The organism is Coraliomargarita parva (assembly GCF_027257905.1).
Lineage (GTDB): Bacteria > Verrucomicrobiota > Verrucomicrobiia > Opitutales > Coraliomargaritaceae > Coraliomargarita_A > Coraliomargarita_A parva.
In genome coordinates this window covers 81,987-105,374 of the sequence record NZ_JAPZEI010000012.1, presented here as the reverse complement: position 1 = coordinate 105,374, position 23,388 = coordinate 81,987, and the positions used below count along the sequence as shown (strand labels likewise).

General features: G+C 56.7%; 16 protein-coding genes. 5 read left to right on the top strand and 11 right to left on the bottom strand.

From position 1 onward, the window contains the following. Window positions 1–18: 18 nt before the first annotated feature. Both O2597_RS16325 and O2597_RS16320 read left to right on the top strand, forming a co-directional pair. The gene (locus O2597_RS16325; RefSeq protein ID WP_269526546.1) at window positions 19–1,251 is read left to right on the top strand and encodes an aminotransferase class V-fold PLP-dependent enzyme; all 1,233 of its coding nucleotides are present in this window, start codon (window positions 19–21) and stop codon (window positions 1,249–1,251) included. Window positions 1,252–1,482: 231 nt separating this feature from the next. Then, window positions 1,483–2,598 carry a Gfo/Idh/MocA family protein gene (locus tag O2597_RS16320; protein ID WP_269526545.1) on the top strand — a complete coding sequence of 372 codons (1,116 nt, stop codon included), beginning with the start codon at window positions 1,483–1,485 and terminating at the stop codon, window positions 2,596–2,598. Window positions 2,599–2,664: 66 nt separating this feature from the next. Here O2597_RS16320 and O2597_RS16315 read toward each other — a convergent pair whose 3' ends face one another. Further along, complete coding sequence (locus tag O2597_RS16315) at window positions 2,665–4,482, bottom strand: assimilatory sulfite reductase (NADPH) flavoprotein subunit (protein ID WP_269526544.1); 1,818 nt, start codon at window positions 4,480–4,482, stop codon at window positions 2,665–2,667. Between the two features lie 194 nt (window positions 4,483–4,676). Between O2597_RS16315 and O2597_RS16310 the strand changes: the two genes are divergently transcribed. From O2597_RS16310 to O2597_RS16300, 3 genes are all read left to right on the top strand, one after another. Beyond that, a complete protein-coding gene (locus O2597_RS16310) occupies window positions 4,677–6,410 on the top strand; it encodes an NADPH-dependent assimilatory sulfite reductase hemoprotein subunit (protein ID WP_269526543.1) in 1,734 nt (577 codons plus the stop codon). A gap of 293 nt (window positions 6,411–6,703) precedes the next feature. After that, window positions 6,704–11,623, top strand: a complete 4,920-nt coding sequence (locus O2597_RS16305; protein ID WP_269526541.1) for a FlgD immunoglobulin-like domain containing protein — start codon at window positions 6,704–6,706, stop codon at window positions 11,621–11,623. Window positions 11,624–11,791: 168 nt separating this feature from the next. After that, window positions 11,792–13,087 (top strand): lipopolysaccharide biosynthesis protein, encoded by a 1,296-nt coding sequence (locus O2597_RS16300; RefSeq protein WP_269526539.1) that lies wholly within the window; start codon window positions 11,792–11,794, stop codon window positions 13,085–13,087. Between the two features lie 42 nt (window positions 13,088–13,129). Here the strand turns inward: O2597_RS16300 and O2597_RS16295 are convergent, their stop codons facing one another. From O2597_RS16295 to O2597_RS16250, 10 genes are read right to left on the bottom strand one after another with little or no spacing between them, the layout of a single operon-like run. Then, window positions 13,130–13,702, bottom strand: coding sequence for a DapH/DapD/GlmU-related protein (locus tag O2597_RS16295; protein WP_269526537.1), 573 nt, complete (start codon window positions 13,700–13,702; stop codon window positions 13,130–13,132). A 39-nt stretch (window positions 13,703–13,741) separates the two neighbouring features. Next, entirely contained in the window at window positions 13,742–14,905 is a 1,164-nt protein-coding gene (locus O2597_RS16290; RefSeq protein WP_269526536.1) for a glycosyltransferase, read from the bottom strand. Then, window positions 14,902–16,107, bottom strand: coding sequence for a glycosyltransferase (locus O2597_RS16285; protein ID WP_269526533.1), 1,206 nt, complete (start codon window positions 16,105–16,107; stop codon window positions 14,902–14,904). Before O2597_RS16285 ends, O2597_RS16290 begins: the two co-directional genes overlap by 4 nt. Continuing rightward, window positions 16,082–16,831 (bottom strand): hypothetical protein, encoded by a 750-nt coding sequence (locus O2597_RS16280; protein WP_269526531.1) that lies wholly within the window; start codon window positions 16,829–16,831, stop codon window positions 16,082–16,084. Before O2597_RS16280 ends, O2597_RS16285 begins: the two co-directional genes overlap by 26 nt. After that, complete coding sequence (locus tag O2597_RS16275; protein WP_269526529.1) at window positions 16,812–18,173, bottom strand: hypothetical protein; 1,362 nt, start codon at window positions 18,171–18,173, stop codon at window positions 16,812–16,814. Before O2597_RS16275 ends, O2597_RS16280 begins: the two co-directional genes overlap by 20 nt. Continuing rightward, window positions 18,173–19,150, bottom strand: coding sequence for a glycosyltransferase family 2 protein (locus tag O2597_RS16270; protein WP_269526528.1), 978 nt, complete (start codon window positions 19,148–19,150; stop codon window positions 18,173–18,175). The genes O2597_RS16275 and O2597_RS16270 overlap by 1 nt, the downstream gene beginning before the upstream one ends. Then, a complete protein-coding gene (locus O2597_RS16265) occupies window positions 19,147–20,334 on the bottom strand; it encodes a hypothetical protein (protein WP_269526527.1) in 1,188 nt (395 codons plus the stop codon). Before O2597_RS16265 ends, O2597_RS16270 begins: the two co-directional genes overlap by 4 nt. Beyond that, window positions 20,334–21,581, bottom strand: coding sequence for a glycosyltransferase family 4 protein (locus O2597_RS16260; RefSeq protein WP_269526526.1), 1,248 nt, complete (start codon window positions 21,579–21,581; stop codon window positions 20,334–20,336). Before O2597_RS16260 ends, O2597_RS16265 begins: the two co-directional genes overlap by 1 nt. Continuing rightward, window positions 21,578–22,603 carry a glycosyltransferase family 4 protein gene (locus O2597_RS16255; protein WP_269526525.1) on the bottom strand — a complete coding sequence of 342 codons (1,026 nt, stop codon included), beginning with the start codon at window positions 22,601–22,603 and terminating at the stop codon, window positions 21,578–21,580. Before O2597_RS16255 ends, O2597_RS16260 begins: the two co-directional genes overlap by 4 nt. After that, a complete protein-coding gene (locus tag O2597_RS16250; protein WP_269526524.1) occupies window positions 22,600–23,388 on the bottom strand; it encodes a WecB/TagA/CpsF family glycosyltransferase in 789 nt (262 codons plus the stop codon). Before O2597_RS16250 ends, O2597_RS16255 begins: the two co-directional genes overlap by 4 nt.

Genomic DNA, 23,388 nt, shown 5'->3' with positions numbered 1-23,388 from the left:
TTCAGACTTTATGGCGCTGTGAGTGATCCGAAGACATTTGATTACCGGTCCGTCCGGAAGGATTTTCCTATCCTTGCCTCGCAGGTACGCGGCAAGCCTCTGACCTATCTGGACAATGCCGCGACCGGGCAGAAGCCCCTTGCGGTTGTCGAGGCAGTGCAGCGCTACTACGCATTGGAAAATTCCAATATTCACCGGGGTATTCACTACCTGAGTGAAAAAGCGACCGACGCCTATGAAGCGACCCGGGGTAAAACCGCAGCGTTTATCGGTGCGACCGATCCGGACGAAATCATCTTCGTGCGTGGAACCACCGAAGGCATTAACCTTGTGGCGCATGGTTTTTCGAATGCGATCCTTCAAGCGGGTGATGAAATTCTTATTTCGCACATGGAGCACCACGCCAACATTGTGCCCTGGCAAATCGCAGCCGAACGCACCGGAGCGGTGCTGAAAGTGATTCCGGTGCTGGATGACGGTTCGCTTGATATGGAGGCTTACGAGGACCTCTTGAGCGAGCGGACAAAGCTGGTATCTATCGTGCACATCTCGAACGCGCTTGGCAGCATCAATCCGGTTGAAGCGGTGATTGAGAAGGCGCACGCACGCGGCATTCCGGTGTTGGTGGATGGCGCACAGTCCTCCCCCCACATGCCGATCAACGTGGCTGCGATGGGCTGCGACTTCTTCGTCTTTTCCGGCCATAAGGTGTTCGGTCCCACCGGGATCGGAGTGCTCTGGGGAAAGCGGGAATGGCTGGAGCGCCTGCCGCCATATCAGAGCGGCGGCGATATGATCGAAAAGGTTGATTTTGAAGGAACGACCTACAAGGGGATCCCCGGCAAGTTCGAAGCGGGCACGCCTCATATTGCCGGTGTGATCGGCCTCTCGGCCGCGATTGACTACCTGCAGGGGCTTGATCGTTCCGCTGCCTTGGCGCACGAAGGCGCCTTGCTACAGGCGGCTACGGAGCAACTCTCTGCCATTGACGGCCTTCGTATCATCGGCACCGCCGCGAAGAAAGCATCGGTGGTTTCATTCCTCATTGACGAGGTACACCCACATGACATCGGCACCTTTCTGGATGCAGACGGGGTGGCTGTCCGTGCCGGTCATCATTGTGCCATGCCGCTGCTGAAGCGCTTCGGAGTCCCCGCTACGGCACGTGCATCATTCGCATTCTACAATGACTTCGAAGACGTGGAGCGTCTAGTCTCAGCAGTGAGCAAGCTCAAGCGATTCTTCACTTAGATGATGGACCGCAGGTTTCAATCCTGCAAAATGCCGATTCATCTGTCCATTGGTTTCAGAGCCCGCGGAATGTTATCATTTAGCTTTTAAAATTAGCAGCAATTGGCCAAACTGAGGGGTATTCGAACGCGTTCTTTTCCTAATCTTTCCGGATTAAAGACACATGCCTAAACACGCTTCGATGTTACCTTGATACATTTTCTGCCCCAGCAAACCCGAGTCTACAAAGTCATGTCTTCATCTCCAAATATTCCATCTAAAGTCCGTTTTGCACTGGTCGGGTGCGGTGTGATCGCAAAGACACAGGTCCGAGCACTGCTTGAGATGAAAGAGCAGGTGGACTTGGTCTGCCTGTGCGATATCGACGAAAGCCAAGCACAGGCACTTTCCGAGGAATTTGACATCCCGACAATGGATCTGGATACGCTTTGCCGCGATACCACGATCGAGGCGGTGACGGTCTGCACCCCCAGCGGGCTTCATGCGGACCTCGCGGTTCGCCTCATGGAGGCAGGCAAGCATGTCATCGTCGAGAAGCCGATGGATATCACAGTCGAGGCTTGCCAGCGCATGCTTGACGCGGCCAATGACTCGGGAAGAAAACTGGCGGTCATCTCGCAGCACCGCTTTGATCCATCATCCCGTGCCGTGATCGCAGCTCGCGAGAAGGGGGATCTGGGGGAACTCGTCTTTGTGGAAGCACGCGTTCCTTGGTTCCGATCCCAGGAATACTACGATTCCGCAGGTTGGCGCGGCACGATGGCCATGGACGGCGGCGGTTGCATGATGAATCAGGGGATCCATACCATCGACCTGATGCTCTGGATGGCGGGCCCCGTGCGCCGGGTGAGTGCGCAGACACGCATTTGTGCGCATGAGCGCATTGAAGTCGAGGACCTCGCCCTCATCACCGTAGAATTTGAAAACGGCATGCTGGGGTCGGTCATGGCCTCCACTTCCCTGTATCCCGGCTATCCTTGCAGTCTCGGCCTCTACGGGCAAAAAGGGTCTGCATTGATTGAGGGGGACGGCTTAAAGACACTCGCCGTCGAGGGTAAAGAGACACTGGAAGGGGAGGGCGCCAATGCTCATGCCCGGCAAGTGGCCGCCGGAGGTACACGCTCCGCTACCGCCGCAGTGGATGCGGGCGAGTCGTATCAATGGTCCTGGGGGGATGCCCATCAGGCGCAATTTCAGGATTTCGTAGAGGCCATCCGTGAGGATCGTTCGCCGGCAGTCGACGGACACTGCGGGTTGGCTGCGGTCGAGTTTATCCTGGCCTGTTACGAGTCGGCGAAGGCCGACGGCCAGTGGGTCCATTTGACTGGATCGGCTTGCCTGGCCTAAAATCGCCCAATCTGCGTGCGATTCAAGTAGGGCAGGCCCCATGCCGGAACCTGCCCTACGAAACCATTAATAGACATCGCGGAGGTAGCGCTTCTCCGCCTTCATCTTTTTGATGTATTCGGAAGCGGCCTCTTCGCCCATGCCGCCTTGCTCGGCGACAATCTCGTGCAGTGCATTGTCGACATCTGTGGCCATGCGCGAAGCGTCACCACAGACATAGAAGCAGGCACCTTCCTCAAGCCAGGCGAACATCTCCTTTGCATTTTCACGTATGCGGTCCTGCACGTAGACTTTGTCCGCCTGGTCGCGTGAGAACGCGACATCCAGCTTGCTGAGCAAGCCGTCCTTCAGATAGCTTTGCCATTCCGTTTGATAGAGGAAGTCCGTCAAATAATGTTGGTCGCCGAAAATCAGCCAGTTCTTGCCAGGCGCCGCCACTGCTTTGCGCTCTTCGATGAATGCGCGGAAGGGGGCGATACCGGTCCCCGGACCCACCATAATGACAGGAGTCGAGGGATCGGCAGGAAGCTTGAAGTTCTTATTCGGCGTAACAAAGACTTCCGCCTTCTCTCCCACACCAATGCGCTCCGCGAGATAGGTCGAGCAGACGCCCTTGCGTTTGCGTCCATGGGAGTCATAGCGCACAACACCGACTGTCAGGTGGACCTCTTCCGGATGAGCCTTGATGCTGGAAGCAATCGAGTAGAGGCGTGGAGGCAGTTTGCGCATAATGCTGACGAGCGCATCCGCGGAGATGGACTCAGCCGGAAAATCATGTAGCACATCGATCAGCTCACGACCGTAGAGATATTCCTGAAGCTTTGACTTATTGGCCGGATCCAGCAGCGCATCGAGCTTCTTGTCTTTTGAGATCTCGTAGTAGCGGTTGAGTACGGGAAGGGAGATGCCGGTAACATCCAGCTTTTTCGTCAGGGCGTCACGCAGGGTGAAGTCGCCGTCCTTCAGGGAAACCGGTGTTTCCGCATCCAGTTGTGTTGTCTTGAGAATGTCTTCTACGACGTCCTCCGCATTGTGGGGGATGACCGCGAGTGCATCGCCCACTTCGTAGTCAAGGCCCGAACCTTCCAAGTCGAATTCCAAGTGAATCGTTTCCTTGGCCGAGCCGCGCCCATTGAGCAGGACGCGCTCCTTGAGTTGGGCGGGGAAGGGGTTCTTGCGCGAATACTTGACCGCGGGGGCAGCGACGGCAGGGGCCGCCTGTGCTTCCGGAGCTTCCGCCACGCTGACATTTGCCTTTTTCAAGGCGGAGAGGGCACCCTTGCTCCATGCGGCATAATCATCGTCGTAATCGACATCGCAATCCTGGCGATCGAAGATACGTGTTGCGCCGAGAGATTCGAGACGGGTATCGAAGTCCTGCCCCATCTTGCAGAAATGCTCATAGCTGGTATCACCCAAGCCAAGTACTGAGAAATGCAGGCCATCGAGTTTGGGAGCGCCGTCCGCCATAAAGGCTTCGTGGAAATCCGTGGCGTTTTCCGGCGGATCACCTTCGCCCCAAGTACTGACCAGTACCAGTAGGTTCTTCAGCCCCTTCAGCTTGGCAGGCGTGACGTCTGCCATATTGAGGACCGTACTTTTAAAGCCGGCAGACTCGGCCGCCTTGGCCGTTTGGTCGGCGAGGGCTTCCGCATTGCCTGACTCCGACCCGTAGAGTACTGTCAATTCAGGTTTTGCAGGGATTGACGGGGCTGGGGCGGCGGCGACGACAGCCCCCCCCTGACCGATACGCAAGCCGCTTATGAAACCCTCGATCCAAAGCAATTGCTCCGGATTAAGGTTCGGGAGCAACTTGTTGAGCAAGTCTGCTTGTTCACTTGAAATGGGCGCACCGGCCGGAACTTGTGGAACTGTCTTTGACATCGTGTCTTGTCTTCGTTGAAAAGAATGAACTAAGCACTCTTAGGGTGAATTGGCTAGCAAGAATTGACTCCGCCAACGCTTTTCTTAGGTTTTTGAGTGACAAACCTAAGAAAAGAACCCATTTACCATTTCATACGTCGCGGAACTCGCACAGGGAACACCGGGACAGAACCAGATTTTGAAGGACACAGCACATGATCTCCGATAGCGAATCCGCACCTAAACTTCACAAGAATGAAGGCATCAAGTCGAACAGCAACTACCTCAGGGGGACTATCCTGGAAGGGCTTGCAGACGTATCGACGGGTGCCATTTCGGCCGACGACGGGCAATTGACCAAGTTTCACGGCGTCTATCAGCAGGACGACCGCGACGTCCGCAGCGAACGCCGGAAGCACCGTCTGGACAAGGCTTATTCCTTCCTTGCCCGAATCTGCCTGCCCGGAGGGATCGCGACGCCCGAGCAATGGCTGGTCATAGATGAATTGGCGAACTATTGTGCCTTTAATACCATCAAGCTGACCACGCGGCAGGCCTTTCAATTGCACGGCATCCTCAAGGGCAATTTAAAGCAGACCATCAAATCTGTAAATGATGCGATGATGACGACGCTGGCGGCTTGCGGTGATGTAAACCGTAATGTCATGTGCAACCCGAACCCATTCACCTCGGCGGTGCATGAAGAAGTTCAGGCCGTAGTGGAGGCCATTGACAGCCACCTGAAGCCACAAACGCCAGCCTATTCGGAAATCTGGCTCGACGGTGAAAAAATTACGAGTGGGGAAGATGAAGTGGTTGAGCCACTGTACGGGAAGACCTACCTCCCCCGTAAATTCAAGATCGCGTTTGCGATCCCGCCCCGGAATGACGTGGATGTCTTTGCGCACTGCTTGGGCTATATCGCGGTGGTCGAGGATGGAAAACTGGCCGGCTTCAATGTTACCGTTGGCGGCGGCATGGGCATGACCCATGGCAATGAAAAGACTTTCCCTCGCCTGGCGGACGTCCTCGCATTCTGCACACCCGATCAAGCCTTGGCTGTGGCGGAACAAATCGTAGCGATCCAACGCGATTTCGGCGACCGTGTGGACCGTGCGCATGCACGCTTCAAGTACACGGTTGAAGATCGAGGGGTCGAGTTTATCCGCGCAGAACTGGAGAAACGTCTGGGCTATCAGTTGGAGGACGCCCGACCTTATGCATTTGCAAGTACGGGTGACCGCTACGGTTGGGTCGAAGGCAGCAACGGCAAGTGGAACCTGGGGCTCTTCATCGAGGGAGGGCGTATCATAGACCGCGAAGATGCGCCCCTGAAGTCAGGGATGAAGGCGATTGCCCAAGTCCATAAAGGAGATTTTCGCCTGACCGCGAACCAGAACCTGATTATCGGTAACGTTGCGGCTGAAGATAAGGCGGGGATTGATGCCTTGGTCAAGGAGTACAAGCTCGACACCTACAAGACGGCATCCGGGTTGCGCCGCAATCAGATCGCTTGCGTTGCTTTGCCCACCTGCGGACTTGCATTGGCCGAGTCGGAGCGCTACCTCCCCAATCTGGTCAGTGACCTTGAAGTGATCCTGGAGGAGGCTGGCTTGCAGCAGGACGATATCATCATCCGGTCCACCGGTTGCCCGAATGGTTGTGGTCGTCCCTATTTGGGGGAAATCGGCCTGGTGGGCAAGGTGCCGGGCAAGTACAACCTTTACCTCGGAGCCGGTTTTGGCGGCGAGCGTCTGAATAAACTCTACCGCAGTTCGGTGACGAACGAGGAAATCATCGAACTCCTGCGCCCCATCTTCCTTCATTATGCCAAGGAGAGAAATGAAGGGGAGCGATTCGGCGATTTCGTTATCCGGTCCGAATATGTTAAGGCCACCCCCGCGGGAAACCGATTCCATTCGGATCTTTCGGAAAGCGCTAAAGCATAAGCACGTTTAGAGATTATTTTAAAATCGAGAGGCACGCTCCATACCGGACGTGCCTCTTTTTGTGGCACCAGTTTTTGCTGAAATATAAAGAATAAACGCCCCGGAAAACACTTAGAAAACGGGGAGGTAATAACCCAAATTCGAACCTAGGGTATACATCCTACGGGTTGCTTGAATTGTAAAAAAAGTCTGAAGCGTCTGTAAGCAATCTGTATAAGCCGCTAAACACTAGTAATTTATATTGTTAAAGAAATTTACCGTCGTGTCAGTGGAGCCGGAACGGAACTCTCAAAATGACACGCCTACATATATTTCTCCCCCCCCTTAAAGCCTACGCAATTTTCGCATGGATATTACTTAGTGGTTTGCCGTCGTACCTGCAGGGGCAGACCGTACCGGAAGGGTATCGTGAAGCCAGCCTGAATGGCCGTACTGTTTTCGGCCTCGATCCGGCGTGGTTGGATGGACGTGAGTTTGAGAAGGTCTTCGATTCCGATGCGGACTCTTTCTACGATTATCTCTACGGTGCCGATTCAACCTGTTTTGTGGGGATCGATTTCGGAGAGGCCATCCAAGCTGCAGAGATCCACTTCACTCCGCGCTCCGCTAGAGAATCCCGCATGGTCGGGGGACTTTTCCAAGGATCCAATGAGAGCAGCGTGAGTGGCTATGAGACGATCTATGAAGTCACCGCCCAGCCGGCCCGAACAGATCATGTCATCGCAGTGGTCACGAGCCAATCATACCGCTACTACCGCTACCTCGCTCCCATCGGCTCCTACGGCTCGATCGCCGAATTCGACATCGTGCCCGTCGAATCAAGCAGCAGCGAGACTACGACCGACACCGCCACGGATACCACCACAGACACAACCACGGACACCGCCACTGACACAACCGTTGAGGCCCCTCAGGGCTACACGGAGCTGGACTACGATGGACGACTCATTTTTGGCCTCGAGCCCGCCTATGCCGCCGGCCGTGAATTCGACAAGGCATTTGATGGCGATGCCACGACCTTTTACGATTACATCTACAGTGATGCGGAACCTTTTATAGGCTTCGACCATGGCAGCGCCGCCCAACCGGCCATTTTCCAGTACACGCCCCGTGAGGGCTATCCGGCACGTCTCGTTGGTGGCCTGCTACAGGGGTCGAACGAGGGCCCCTACAGCGGCTACGTTACGCTCTACGAAATCACAGAGGTTCCGGAAGAGGTCGCACAGGAAGTGGTCCTGAGCATTGAAGATACCTACCGCTACTACCGCTACCTGGCGCCGAACGGTTCGCACGGTAGCATTGCCGAATTCGATGTGATCATGGCCGATGACAGTTCCCTGACGACAGAGGAAGAGACAAGTACCAGCGAACCGGAAGTGACTCCGGTTGAGCCGGAACAACCGGTGGTGGATGAGGGGACGCACCGAGACGACGAACTCGATGGTGTCGCGGTCTTCGGGATGGACCCATCCTGGCGTGACAGCAATGACTTTGAAGCGGCTCTCGATGGCGACCCCACCACTTACTATGATTTCCGCTACAGCACCAAGGAGTCCTATGTCGGCATCGATCTGGGGGCCGCGGTCGTGCCGAGTGCTATTCGTTTCACGCCTCGCAAGGGCTGGGCGATCCGGATGATCGGAGGCCAGTTTCAGGGTTCCAACGAAAGCAGCACCAGCGGATTCGAAACGCTGCACCTGATCAACTATTTCCCGGTTGACGGCGAACAAGTGGTTGAATTCGCCGCAGCGGAGGCCTACCGCTACTACCGCTACCTGGCACCGGCCGGTTCCAACGGCAACATCGCGGAGTTTGCAGTGGATGTCGTCGATGCCGGCTCGGAGGACGAAGTGGCGGTCACCGAACCCGACACTGGTACCGGCACCGACACAGGAGGCTCTTCCAGTAGCGATCCGGTCGAACCGGATACCACCGTACCGACTAACAGCAGTGTTACGGTGGCGGACGACGGAACAAACAGCTTTAACGTCGAGATCAGCCTCGATGCCGCCGGACAAGTCTCCGCTGCGGTCTACGATGCCGACGAGCACCTGGTCAAAACGCTTCTGCAAGGAGAGGCACTTGAGGCCGGCACGCATCAGTTGGTCTGGGACGGATTGGACCGTGACGGAAATACAGTGGCGACGGGCGACTACACGCTGAAAGTACTTCGTTCGGACGGCCTGACCGCAGAATTCGTCACAAACCTCGGGGTCAACCCCGATTCCGCGCCCTACGATTTCTGGGTCGGCAACCACCAGGGTGGGGCATCCTCGATTGCGATCGATTCAACCGGCATGTACGTGGCAGCCGAAAAGACCGAAACAGCTCCGGTTTTGCTCAAGCAGTCACTAGATGGTACCGTCCGTTATTGGACGAAGGAACGTGGCGATGTGACCAACGGGCGTTACCAGGGCGGCACGGCAATGGCCAGCGACCAGAACGGTACACTCTACATGCTTCAGCAAAATGGTTACCTTCAAGTTATTGACGGCGATGACGGTTCTCTGGAAGCCAGCTGGGATGTGCTTCCCTCGGACCTGACCCGTGACCTCTTTATCTATCAAAATACAATGGATGAGGTGTCAGGCGCCGACCTGGCCGCCTACGGCAATACCATCGTCATCAGTTACCGCGACCATAATAAGGTCTCCTGGCTGAATCCGGCAAACGGCAGTATTGTGAAAGAAATGACTTTCACCGCGCCCCGTGGCGTCGCGGTGGGTTCCGATGGCGAGGTCTTGGTCATCAGCGACAATAAGGTTTACAGTTACCTGAACGGGACGGTGACCACAGTTATTGCTTCCGGCTTGAACAACCCTCAACGCCTGAGCATCGATGCCAGCAGCGATACGATCCTAGTCACTGAGGGCGTGCGCGCCTCACAGGTCAAGCGCTTCGATCGCAGCGGTAATTTACTGGCAAGCTACGGCGATGCCGATGGCCGCGCCTTTGGCACCTACAATGGAGAGAACTTTAACGGGGTGCGTGACATTGAAGCCGATGCAGAAGGTGGTTTTGTGGTGGTCGAACCGCAGGTACCGCCACGCCGCGTGGCACATTTCTATGCCGATGGCAGCCTTCGTAACGAATGGATTGGTGGCGCCGACTACTACGCCTGGGCGGAACCGGATCCGCGTGATCCCGAGAAGGCATGGGTCTTTACCGGCGACGGTCTAATCCTCTCACAAATCGATTTCGACACCGGCAAATGGTCCATTTTGGAAACCTGGTTGCCGGAAGAAATGGTCGGCGGCCTGATCGTCCAACCGAAGGGCCAGTATGGTCGTTGGCGAGTCCTGTACAACGGCACACAACGCTATCTTGTCTGCGAGGATACCGCCCAGGTATTCGCTCACAGCGACGGCGATCTCCGGGCCGTGTCCATTTCGACGAATGATTCGGACACGATCGCGATTGCCAAGGAAATCGCAGGATATACCGGGTCGGTCTATTCCTTCCGCTGGTTGGACGGCAACGGGGATGGCGAACCGCAGGCGTCCGAATTCACATTCTCGAATATTGGCAACGCTCCTTGGCCGCGCAATGTAAATGAGGACTTCAGCCTCATCGGCTATGACCGGCCGGACACCGCCTTCAACGTGGTAAAGACCGATGTCATGTGGAGTACCTACGGGCCCTATTACCCGATCGCCCGTGAAAGTGGCCTGAACGTCGTGGTAGCTAGCAAGACGATCAGCAGTCGTGCCGGTGTGCGTGGTAGTGGCGCCTACCAATCGCCGGATGGCAATTTCTACGCTCACTACCACCTTGAAGGCGAAGAGCATCACGGCGCGGCATGGCCAACCAACTGGGCAGGTGAATCCCGCTTCGTGAAATGGAGTGAAAGCGGTGAAGAGCTCTGGTCTGTCAGCCGCCACGCCTACCATGGCGGCTTGGCCGGAGGCCCCGGCAGTACTTCCTATGTCAAGACGCCGGCTGGCCAGCTTCATGTTCCGGTCAAGGTCATCGGTGAAACGGCTGACTGTGTGGTCCTTGCCGACCGCGTGGAAACCCCCGGCATGGCCTGGAGCAAAGACGGTCTCTATGTCGGCTCCGTACTCGATCACCGCACGGAAGACGGCTTGCCGGACATCGTGTACTCCTGGTGGCAAACCGACCAGGGGGAAGAGTCGATCATGACCTCTGACAACGCAAACGGTGGCAGCCTGATTGAGTATGAGGACGGTACGGTACTTTGGTACACCCAAGGCCGCAACAATGTCCCGGTCTACAAAGTGACCGGATGGGACAAGGTGGTGCGTTTCGAAACCAGCTTCAGCCTGAATGGGCCGGCCACTGTGGCTGAGGCGGCCGGCACTGGACTGGTTGCCCGGTATTACAACGGCGAGTTCGAAGGTTCCGCCCTGTTGACCCGCACGGAAACACAGATCTGGCATGGTGTCAGCGGTGTGGATGATGTCGTAGACGGCCCCGATGGCCCGGCCTACAGCTGGGCTTCCGGCCCGGCCGCCGGTACCAGCGGCAATTTCTCCGTTCGCTGGAAGGGACAGGTCGAGGCCCCCTTGAGTGAGGACTTCACCTTCTCGGTTTACAATCGCGGACGTACCCGGATGTGGATCAATGGACAACAGATCATCTTCTCTTGGAACGACCTGATCGGACGGACCGAATCCGAACCTGTGCGTCTGGTGGCAGGGGAGCGCTATGACATCCAAATCGATTTCTACAGCAACGAGTCGTCTCCGGCGATCAGCCTGAATTGGGAGTCAGTCAGTCTCGATCGTAAACGTATCCCCAGCGCTTATCTCTATGCCGTTGATACCGCAAGCACCCACGAGCAGCTTCGCGACGCCACCGACTATATCGACTCCGCGACCTTCGACATGGAGTCCGGTGATATTGAAAGCGGCATGATCGACAACTTCAGCGTATCCGGCTATCGTCAGCGCAGCATGGGCAAAACCGGAGCCTGGCTCGGGTATGAGAACATCAACTTCTCCACGGGGCTGAGCCTGGGACACATGATGGCGCGCGGTTACCCTTCCGGCACCGCAGTCTTCCCTGTCAAGCTGGCGGTTCGATTGGACAGTCCGAATGGCACGACTATCGCCGAGTTCAGCTTGAGCTCAGAGGTCGAGACCCACACGGTCGACCTGAGTGCGGTTAGCGGTGTGCATGACATCTACGTCGTCAATACCACTTCTACGGAATGGCACTATATGGATTTTCGTTGGTTACGGTTTGAGTAGCCGTTTAGGAGTGATGAGTAATGCACTGTCCGGCTTACCGAAAGGGGGCCGGACAGTTTGTATTATCGTCCGGGCTTGGCATGCCTGAAGTTTTAAGCTCGCGCCTCGGCTGACGGCTTTGTTCTTAATAGGACTTACATCGCTGAATTTACCTGGACTGCCGCACTTTTGAACCTGTCACCACAGAGACTACAACGTTGGGCCACCTTGTTGGGCACCTATTTTTTCGGTCAGGGGGCGACCCAAGTCATCCAGCTGATCTGCGGCTTTCTTTTGATCAACCTGCTGAGCAAGGAAGCCTATGCGACCTTTACAATCGTAATGGCCATCCAGTCGACCAGCAGCATGATGGTCGAACTCGGCTTTACGCAAGCCATGGTCTCATTGATCGGCAAACGGGTGAACAATCCGTCCGTTGTCGGGCGTTATGCAAAGGCCTGTTTTTACTACCGGGACCGGATGCTGTTGATCGGTGCTCTTGTACTTCTCGTTGTCTTTTATGTCTGTGCCGGCAAGTATGGCTGGGAAAGTGGGCTTTGGGTGCTGCTCTGGTTCGTGGTTGTCCTAAGCTTGATCTTCCGCTGCTGGGATTCCATCTACGCCTCGGTCTTTCTCTTGAGGCAGGAAATCCGGACAGTCTATCTCGTACGTGGCAGCGCCGGCTTGGTGCGCCTTTCCTGCATTGGCCTGTCGTATGTTCTGGGTGTTTTGACCGCGCCCCTGGCACTTCTGATCGGCACCATACACGAGTTTATCATCGGCTACCGGAACCGCCAACTGGTTAAGCCGGGAATACACTTTCCCGAGAAAGGGGAGGACATTTCCCACGAAAAGAGGGAGTTGCTGTCCCAGTCTTTACCACGCGCCCCGAGTATCGCCTTTTTTGCCTTTGAGGGGCAGATTACCATTTTCCTGATTGGTATATTCGGCGCACTTTCCGCTGTTGCCGAAGTTGGCGCACTGGGGCGGCTTGGCATGTTGTTTGTCGTTCTGAACCGGATGGGTGGGGTGCTGGTCAGCCCGCATTTTGCAAAACTCGAGAGCCATCAGGTGCCGCGCCGTGTGGCCTTTTGCCTGGGGGTGACCGCGTTGGTCAGCCTCGTAATTGCGGCCAGCGGGTATTTCTTTCCCCAGTTGTTCCTTCTGGTGCTGGGGGCGAAATATCAGCACCTGCAGTTTGAGGTATTTCTCGTGGTCAGCGCCAGTGCGGCCCGTCTGTTGGATTTCTACACCTACTCGATCTGTATCGCCCGAAAATATATTTATTCCTGGTTTTCCATTGCCGACATCGTACCGCTCGTCTTGGCCATGATCGCGGCGACCATGATTCTGGACCTGTCGAGTTTGCGAGGCATCCTGTATTTCAGTCTGACGATGGTCGTGGTCCGCTTCCTGACCAAGCTCTGCATCCTGGCGATTGGCCTTTCGCGGGAAACACAAAAGCCTGACTCCGCTGCCGCTTAAGCCTCCAAGAGCCAGGGTGTGCAATTTCAGGGCTTCGGTCGCTCAGGCCTCCCGGACTTCACGGTCCTTCAAGGGGCGGCAGGGATTGCCGGCACAGACTTTCCAGTCCGGCATGTCCCGCGTGACGACCGAATTTGCGCCGATTACACAGCCACGCCCCAAGGTGACTCCGGGGCCGACAAAACTGCCGGACGCGACCCAAGTTTCAGGCTGGATTCTGATCGGCTTGAAGATGAGCTTGAAATGCGGATCGCGGTAATCGTGCGAACCGGTGCAGAGATGTGCCCCTTGTGAAATGACGGTCATCGACCCGACCTGCACGGTGGTAAAATTGAGAATGCAGCAGTCGTGTGCAATCGCGACCTGATCTCCCAAGTGCAGGTTCCATGGCATGAGAATGCGAACCCGTTGCTGGATTGTGCAATTCTTGCCGATTCGAGCACCAAACCGGCGCAAGATCCAGAGCCTGAGGGCAGAGCGTCGACCGGGGATCAACAGATAAACCGGGCGGACCAGCAGTTGCCAGATACCGCGCCGGATCTTGGTCTTTGTGTCCCAATTATTGACGCACTGGCTCAGGTCTATTTTGAAAGGTCCCTCTGGGGTCGTGCTCATGAATACTATATTGAATATGGTTACGGTGCTGGGGCAATCTCAAGTGACCGGGGTGTCTTTGTTGAGGCATTCATCAAGAAAACGAATCAAGCGCAAAGTTGCCTGCCGGATATCAAAGTGGTCATGGAAGACTGATTGTGCCTTTTGCCGCATTGCCTGCCGCTCGGGGCCGCGTATCACCTGCCATTTTGAGAGCAGGGCCATGGCGCCGTCCAGGCTGTCATCCTCCACCAAGCCGGCACCGCCTTCCTGGATCTCGCGCCAAATGTTGACCTTATCCGAGATGAGTACCGGAGTCCCGACGGCAAGTGCCTCTGCGACCACGAGCCCGAAATTCTCCTGGTGTGAAACCAAGGTTAGAGCCTCTGCCGATGAGAGCAGTGCCCACTTGGCTTCGCCCTGTACGCTGCCGATCCAATGGATGCGGTCTTGGGGGAAACGCGATCGGATCTCCGCGGCAAAATCTTCCTGTTGAACCGGGCCTGCGATCACTAGGTGGGGCGGCGCTGATTGTGATGAGGACCAGGAGGCATAAGCCTCAACCAACAAGTCGATCCCCTTCTTTTCCTGGATCCGCCCCAGGTAGAGTAGGTAGGGCGAGTCCCCCCAGGGGAAATCGCTTCGGGTTGCCCGCAGGACGGAAGCTCCGGGATGGCTTGTGCCGTAGCCAATGACTTTTTCAGTCACTCGATAGGGGCGGAAACTTTCGCGTGCCAAACGGCGTTCCTCCTCGCAGGTAAAGAGCACCGCACGTGCATGTTGCAGTACCTGATGTTCCCCCCAGTTCCAGTAGAGTTGCTTCTTTATTTTCTTTAGCGGGTAGTTACGGTTGAACCAAGGGTCCAACATGCCGTGCGGGTAGATAAAATAGGGAACCTTGTGCTTCACACAGGCGCGGCTCGCGGCCAATCCATGGTACTGCCAGTTTCCGTGGATGATGACCGCATCATAGTCGCACACATGCCTGTCGAGCCAATCCCTCATGCGGACGGAGTAACCATAACTGCCCAGCTTGCCCGGCCCCAGTCGATACACAGGCCAGGGCAAAGACCGAACTGCCTCATGGAGCGCATCTACCGTATCGCCACAGGCGATTTCAACTTGAACACCTTCCCCTGTCATGATCGCAGAGGCACGCTTCAACCCTTCGATCGGGCCACCGGACTCCGGGGCGATGGTATTAATGATCCGCAGCAGCTTCATCCTTGCACCTCCAGGCAATGCTCATACAGGGCGGCGTAGGCTTGAACCGAAGCATGATTGCTGAAAGCCGCGGCAAATTGGCGAAGGGTTGACGCCCGAACTGCCCGTGCTTCGGCGCTTTCCGCGAGTTGGGATTCACACGCATCGGCCGCTGGTCCGACCCAGCCCCAGTCACTGCCGGCAGCGATTTTCAGTTCCTCCGTCGCATTGAGCGCATTCATTGGTGCGAGGTCTAAAGTCAGTACAGGACATCCGCAGGCTTGTGCTTCGACGATAGGCCAACCAAAGCCTTCCATCAGAGAGGGAAACAGCAAGAGGCGGGCTGACTGGTAAAGGCGTACCAACTGTGGGTCGCTGATGTTCTGCAAGCAATGTATCCGGCCCGCGACACCCGCACATCCGGTCGATTCCAACTGTGTTTCAGAAAACTCAGGCCCAACCGTTACGAGCTGGAGATGCGGATGCCGGTCGGCAAGTGCGCGGAAAATTCGCAGTACCGCGTTGCGGTTTTTGTACCATTTTTCCCCTCCGATATGGAAGACGTAGTCCGTGTCCGGAGCCAAACGAAGACAGCTCTCCAAAGCAGGGATTTTAACTTCGGCACCGGTTGCCACGCGGTAGAACAATTCTTGAAGGGCATTTGGAATCACGTGCCCCAATTCCTTTGCCGGGCAAACCAGGCGTGCGACATCATCCGAGGTGGCCCCCGAAACGGAAGCGATGCAAGCGGCCCGGCGCAGGCCGCGCAGAATCAAGGCCTGCTGTTGCCGCCCGGTAAAACCCGGTTTATTTTGCGGGATCTCGCCCAACGCGGAACGCACCGCGAGCAGGTCATGACATGTCAGTAAGTGGGGCCGGTCCTGCACCCATCTCACAAAGTGTGCGTTCGAATGGTCGCAGATATGCACCACACAGGGACCTTTGATCTTTCGAAGTTTACGTCGCAGGGAGAGTGGGGCGATCAGGTATTTGTCCAGATAGCCGATCCATTTTCCCAGTCCCCTGTTTTTCGCCCCCAATTTCCCGAATCGTACAGGAGGGTGGAAGATCTCATTCGGGATGCCTGCCGCATTCAATCCCTCCGCCAGAAGCCGGGCAAACCGCAACATGCTGAACTGCTTGTCAGGCACATAATTGCCGACCAGCAAGACTTTATAGCCGGTCGAGTGGTCCGAATCAGTTGGCGACGAGTTCGCTACCATAGAGTTTGGCTTGTTCCTGCTCTATCGAGACGATGTGCTCGAAAATGCCGTGTGCCTGATCCACGAGCGCCTTCACGTCGGGCGCTTGCAGGCACTCGGACAGATATTCCTTAATCGTATTGCGCGTTTCATTGGGAGACAAATGAAAGCCTCCGTCCTTGAATACTTCCTGGTCGTTTTCTTCGCTGTTTGTATAGATCTTGAAGGAGGTGCCGAAGCGCTTGTTCATGCGACGCAAAACTTCGCCATAGTCATGTGTGACAACCGAAAATTCCGCGATGATGACCCCGTCCTTCACCGTGGCGACTTGGCGATAAAATTCAGCATAATCCAAGAGGTTCTGCAGCAGGTGTCGCTTTGCCCGCTTGAGATTGCCCTTGGACAAGTCCGCATCCTCAATTTCATAGGTCAAGGCAACAAGCGACAAGCAGGCGTCCTTCGGTTCACGCAGAAGCACCATGGTCGGAATGTCCAGTTCGACGGAACGCAGCACCTGTGCATAGGAATGGACATGTGTGGCGACCCGGTACTTCCGGTCCTGTGCGGTTTCAAAAGCGGACCGGGCAAAGCTGTTCCCCGAGCGGGGATAACCGTCAATGGTGATGTCGGTCTGTTTGGTTACCAGCCAACGGCGGGACCAGTGGCCAATGCGCTTGATGCTCAGTAACCAGAGGTAAAGGCGTGGATTTCGCTCCAACTGCTGCTTAAGCTTCGCTCGGTTCATCGGTCGTTTTTTTCGGGGTCTTCGGTATGCGCATCGCGGCGATGGTGAGGCCGATACCGATAACGGTAAAACCGTTCACGGTCGTCTGCCCCAGTTGGCCTGTAATGATATTAAAAGCAGCGGTTGATAGAATGATCAAGCCTAGTCCATTCCCCCTACGTAGTGCGGTCATACCCAGTGTGAACAGCTTGAAGGTGAGAGCAATCCTCCAAACAATAAAAAGAAAACCCAGCGCGAGACCATATTCGCCAATCATCCGATACCACTCCGACTCGCCGAGCGAAAACCCTTCCTCTCCGGTCATGAGTTGAGAGCCGACCTGCGTGCCCATACCGATTCCGTAACCGAAAATCGGCAGTTCGGCCGTCTCCGTGAAGGGGCCGGTCAGCATCTCAACGACGCGCCCCAGAATCGCCTCCTTAAATCCTCCCTTGGCTTTACCTGTGGAACTTTCCCAGCGTGCGGTAAATGCCTCCCGGGCTTCATCGAAAACCGGGATCTGGGCGACAATAAGCAAGCCCAGGACGCCGAATACGAGGATCCGGAAGAGGCGCAGGGCCGCGCCCTTCTGCATGCCGGCGGTGGCCAGTCCGGTCATGATGGTGATGGCGCAGGAGAGAATGAGGGAGCGGCTGATCGACACCGGAATGGCCAGCAGCAGGGCTCCGGCAGAAAGGATGACCAATAATTGAGAATAACGCCGGTGTTGCGTCATCCCCGCAATCAGGAAGGCGGTGGTCAGGGTATAAAACTGGACCGTTCCGATAATGAAACTGAATGTTCCGGGCGGGCGGTAACGCCCCAGTGCCCCAGCAAAGCCACCACCTTCCGCACCACCGACCGAACGGTTGATCCAGGCACTCTGAGGTGAATAGAACTGGAGCACGATGATCACGGTCATGGCGAGGGAGCCCCAGAGCCACCAGCGACCGATCCGAATCACGTCTTCACGGAAAAAAACCCGCCCCATGATGAAGGCGAAAGGGAAATGCAAAAAATTCGTGCGAATGCCAAACAAGGTCACTCGTATATCGCCGTGTCCCCAGAAGGTCGCGGTGAGCGCGCAAAGCAGTGTGAGAAGGGCGGCCGCAACCACATATCCGTTAAATGGGAGCCGTTTGTGGATCAAGCACCAGCCGTAAGCGGCCAAAACTACCGGATCCCGGGCCAAGAGCAATACGTCCGACAAGCCGGGCAGGAGCCATTTGCGCAGCGCCCCTTCGATGACGAGCAACAATATATAGGCCCAGCCCAGATAACGAAGGACCTGATCGACCTGATCCGACTGGGGCGGGTGCAACGGTTCCTTGTCCCGCTTCACCTGTTTTGCTCTTGCCGCCATTACTCCTGGTATCCTTTCCAGACAGATCCGAGCAGTCGCGAGCAAACGCCCCCCAGATGCCTGCGCCGCTCCGGATCACGTACGGCCAAGGCCACAAAAATACGCTCGAACAGGTGCCTCAACGCGAGGAAGTGAGGGGCGACCAGTGCGGTGCGTACCGGTTGGTGGATGCGAAAGTAATTGAGCCGTCCCCGATGGTAATGGACGGCGCGGTTTTTCGACCATCCGGAGATGGCGTCGGCATTGTCATGGATCGCTTCCGTGCTTTCGACCACCCCCATGGTCCAGCCCAGGTCCCTGAGGCGCTTGGCCCAGTCGACGTCGCATTCGGAAAACGGGAAATGCGCCGCATCCATGCCACCGCTGGCTCGCCACGCATCAGGCTTTACCAGGAGGGGGCTGGTAAACACCACATCCACCGGGCTAAAGCGGATGGAGCCCCGGTCTTCCCATGCGTAACGGACGCGCTCGAGCTTCAGCTTGTGCATGGCGGTTTTGCCGAGGAGGAAATGCCATAGCTTTGGAAAAGGCATGCCCACGCCCGCGGCCTGCCCATCCCTCAGTTTCACGGTAAAGCCGCAGGCGCCGAGACGGTCCTTCGCTTCGAGACAACCAATGCCCTGCGAGACGGGTTCTGCCGAAAGTATCTGGTTGTCTGTCTCGTAGAAGAGAAGGTAGTCCGTTTTTGGATACAAATCAAGCGCATGGGCCACGCCTCGGTTCAGGCCGGCGGAGAAAGACCTGTCCGCATCGTCCCGCCCGTCGATAAAGTGAATAGGAAACCCGTATCCGGACGCGTGTTCCCGGACCCAGGCTTCAGTGCCGTCGGTGGATCCGGCATCATAGATATGAACGCTGGCCGACAAACCGTAGGGATTATCCGGCAACCAGCGGGCCAGCGCACCAAGACAATCCGGCATCAGGCAGGCACGGTTGAACGAGTTGACGATGATCGATAAGTGCTTGCCTTGCTTCATTCCAGGTCTTGTAAAAACTTTTTGGCCACGGCGGAAACTGAGAGATGCCTGCCTGATTTCAACGCCCCGTGGGATGCCTCAAGGACAGCATCAACGGAGGCTTCGCGTGCGCAAGCCGTTTCCAGTGAGCCGTCGATAAAACCGAATTGATCGCGGGAATATCCGGGATGCACACAGGGGAGGGCGACGCCTTTCCCGTAAGCGAGAAAGGCGGCGACGCTTCCGCTCTTTCCTGAAGCATGCCGCGGCACGGGACTCAGTCCCAAATGACAGTCGCGCAGTTCCCGGTCGAGGCCATCCGCCCCCAGAAATCCGGTTTGCCGGATCCGGACCCAAGTGGGGAGGCACTCCCTGAGCCTGCCGCACAGTCGTTCGGAAGCGGATTCTTTGCCTCCGATGCACACCAGTTCCATGCCGCATTGTCGCCTCTCGATGTCCGCTGCCAGTCGAGACAGGTAATCCGCCAACTCGGGCTTGTCCTCAAATTGGCTGAACAATCCGACTCGTAACACCGGAGGCGGTGCTTCCAAAGCGATCGGCGGGGATTGAGGTGTGAAATTGGAAAAGATCGGCAGGCCCTTGCAGGGCACATCCATCGACTGGATTTTTTCGAGGTATTCCGGCAAACTGCTGTGCGTGCAATGCGGGGCCAAGGACTCGAAAAGCAGACGGATTACTTGCTTTTGCAGTGAAGCCAGTATGCGCCCCTTCAGGTCGAGAGCGGTGCCATGTCCGACCCACAACTCGTGTACCATCAAGTGTCGCTGCCCCATGCCTTCGAGATTGCCGAGATCCCTTGCCAGCCGGAACGGAAGCCCCTTGGCCGAATAGGCAAAAGGCACGAATTGCAGACTGGTGTGGGTCGGTTGCGCCTGACGCAACACGGACTGGAGCATCCTCATCCTGGATGTCCAAGGGATGCGTGGGTGCATTCTTATTACCGGCAAACTGGCTCCGGATTCGGTCTGATTCTCACAGCGCAGCCCATCGACTCCCACGCAGTTAAAGCCCTCCAACATCGAGTGGGGAGGGGGAGCCGTATCCGGACTTGCACTACCATCGTTCAAGGCGACTAGCCAGGCCTTGTGTCCGAGTCCCGCGAGTTCCGCGGCAAGTTTTCGCGTGTAATCTCCCACGCCGTTACGGCCGGGCTCGAGGGCGCCACAGATGAAGATGATGTTCATCAATGACCGGCGCCGGAAAGGGTTGAACTGAGCGCGGTTGCCATACCGTGCTGGTAAGCTTGCCATGATACGGATTGGGCACGTTCCAACGCAGCCAGACGCATGGACATGAGAAGATCCCGGTCCCCCGCCAATCGATCCAGCTTGGCGGCAATCGCCTCGCTGTCGCGGATCGGCACGAGATAGCCTTCGGTTCCGTCGTGAATCAAGTCAGGCGCCGCGGTATGGGGCGTGGCAATGACCGGAAGCCCCTGCGAGAGCGCTTCGGTCAGGACCAAGCCGAAACCTTCGAAGAGGGAGGGGAAAACAAGCACATCGTGTGTTTGCATGGCTTCGAGGATACCGGAATGGGGGAGACTCTCGATCCACTTATGCCGTTGGAGTGCGGCTTCCAGGGGCCGGCAGGGAGCAGAAGGACGTCCGATCAGGGTGAGTTCCACCGATCGACCGAGTCTCTCAACGGCATCCAGCAAGTAGGCCACGCCTTTACGTTGCCCCAGGCTGCCGACAAAAAGCACTTTCAGGGGCTTGGCCGGATCGCTCTCCCGCAGGGTCGAGGCGTCCCTGACCGGCGGGCAACCGTAAGGAACAATGACCGGTTCCGGAAGGGGGAAGGGGGCATCCTTCAAACTGTTGGCGGTAAAGCGACTGGCGACAAAGATGTGGTCGGCCAATTGCAATTCTTCATCTTTGCGGTGCAATTTTACATCGCTGTCCTTGAGGGCTGGCATGGTGGCAGCCCATTCCGGTTGTAATTCAGCCTCCTCGGATTGTATGCGGCGGGCGGTCCGCCAGTACCCGATCGGCAAGTCATACAGGCATAGGATATCCCTTGCCCGTGCCGCCTGGAAGCTGGCCAAGGCACCATCTTCATAGGCATAGATCGCGGCGATCCCACTGGCGCGGGCAAGTTCGCGAGCCACATGCCGGTCCATGTCATGATAGATACGATCCACGCAGAGTGGGCCCGTTTCATGCGCGCGCAATTGTGGCAGGATGCCGCTGGACTGGCTGCAAAGCCGGAGGAATTCAAGGAGCGGGCGGGTGTGCAGGCGGGCGGGCGGAACGGGGCAAGCACGCTGGCGGAACAACGTTCGAATCAGCGGGTTGCGACTGTCCGCGCCGACTCCGACACAGGTGTAAAACCGGTCCAGCAGGTCCACGCGCTCCAAGGCTTCAATCAAGGCGCGTGCGAATGTATTGCTGGTGGGGTGGCAGACCCATACCTTTCGGCTCCCTTTATTCATAGTACCTGGTCCTCCCTTAGCATGTGCTTGAACGTGCCTAGGTAGCGTTCACATTGCCGCTCGATGGAAAATTGCCGGAGATGGACATTCGCCGCCCCGGTATAGAGCTGCAACTGTTCGGGCTTGCCTAGCAGTTGCTCCAACTGGGCGGTCAGTGCCCCGCTGTCATTATTCGCAAAGGTCAAGCCACAAGGACCGATGGCATCGACCAGTCCGCCTCCGGAGGAGCCGACCACCACGCAACCCGCTGCAATGCCTTCCAGTGCCACGACACCGAACGGTTCTTTCCATCGGGAAGGCACCGCCATGATCCGGTGCCGGGCCAACTCCCGGTGCAGCTCACGCCCCCGGAGGAATCCGGTAAAGTGCACATTTGCCTGCAGTTGCAATCGGTCAACCTGTGCCTCCATTTCGCCACGCTCCGGGCCATCGCCGATAATCGTACAACTGGGCTCGTATCCTTTTGCCTTGAGCTGGGCCAACGCATCCAAGAGCAAGTCACCGCCCTTGTCGCTCACGAGACGTCCGAGGAAAACGATATCCCGATCTTTGCTGACCCCGCTGACTGAGCTGCGGATACTGTCATCGTAGGGGTTGCCGATCAGTTCAAAGGCCCAGGGCATGTCACTCATCACATAACGGCTGATTGCGAAGATACGGCAGTACTGGAGCAGGTGGGCTTTAATGCGTTCCCGCCATCGCTTGACTGGATAATCGGGATGGACCGCACATGCCAAAGTGACGGCGGTCGGCTTTTGCAACAGCAGACATGCCCAAAGGTACTTCAGGGAAATGTTATTTTGCCACACAACATCGGCACGCGCGACAGCCGACCAGATCTGTCTCCACCCCGGAGCCCGGTGCACGGGGAAGGGCTCGCCATCTGGAGACGTTTCCTTAGTTTCCGTCAAGACTTCCACCGAATGGCCGGACTGTGCAAAAGCCCGGGCCATGAGCTCGGAGACCGTTTCAATGCCGCCGACGCTGGGGGGGTAAACATAACTGGTCACCAGAATCTTCATGCGATTTGGTTGCCTCCACTGCTTGCCGCCCCGGATTTGACCGGTTTACCCGCACCATAACGACGAACCAGATGACTCAATTTCCGGGCTTTCCAGTAACGCGGGAGAAAGGTGCCGGGGTTCCTCAATATCCGCAACATCCAGCCGATGAAAATCCGGTCAGCCCAGGGTGGAATGCGAGCCTGTTGCCCGCTGAGAAAGGCAATCGCGGCACCAATACAGATGATCGCAGGGCGATAGTCGAGTTGATCCCTCAACCAATGCCCCAGAACCTCCTGCTTCCCCCCGGCCACGCAGAGTATGATATACTGTGGGCGACTGGAACGGACACGCTCCAACAACACGTCATCCGTGACCGGTTGTGACTGGTAATAAGGGGCTTCGTAATAGTTGTGCGCCTCTGTCCGGACACCAATACCATCCAGGTACCGCTTGGTGGACTGGATATGTGAGGCCTCCGGCAAGACCCAAAGCTGATTGGAATTCGATTTGAACCGGGAATCTTCGGTCAGTGCCTTGATGAATTTCAGTCCGGAATGGCGTGCCAGATCCTGCCCGGTGGATTGTTTCCAGAGCAACGCGAGGTAGCCGCTGTCGATCAAGTTCAAGTCTGCCATTTCAAGCGCTCGGTCATAATGTGGATTGCGGCCGAGGTCGGCCAAACCGGGCCCCGAAGGTGCCAAGATCAATCCGCCGGATACATGCGTCCATTCAATGGCAGCGGCGAAAGTGTCGTTGTAGAAGTCAATCCCGAGGATGCGGACGGTTTTGAAGGCTTCTGGCAT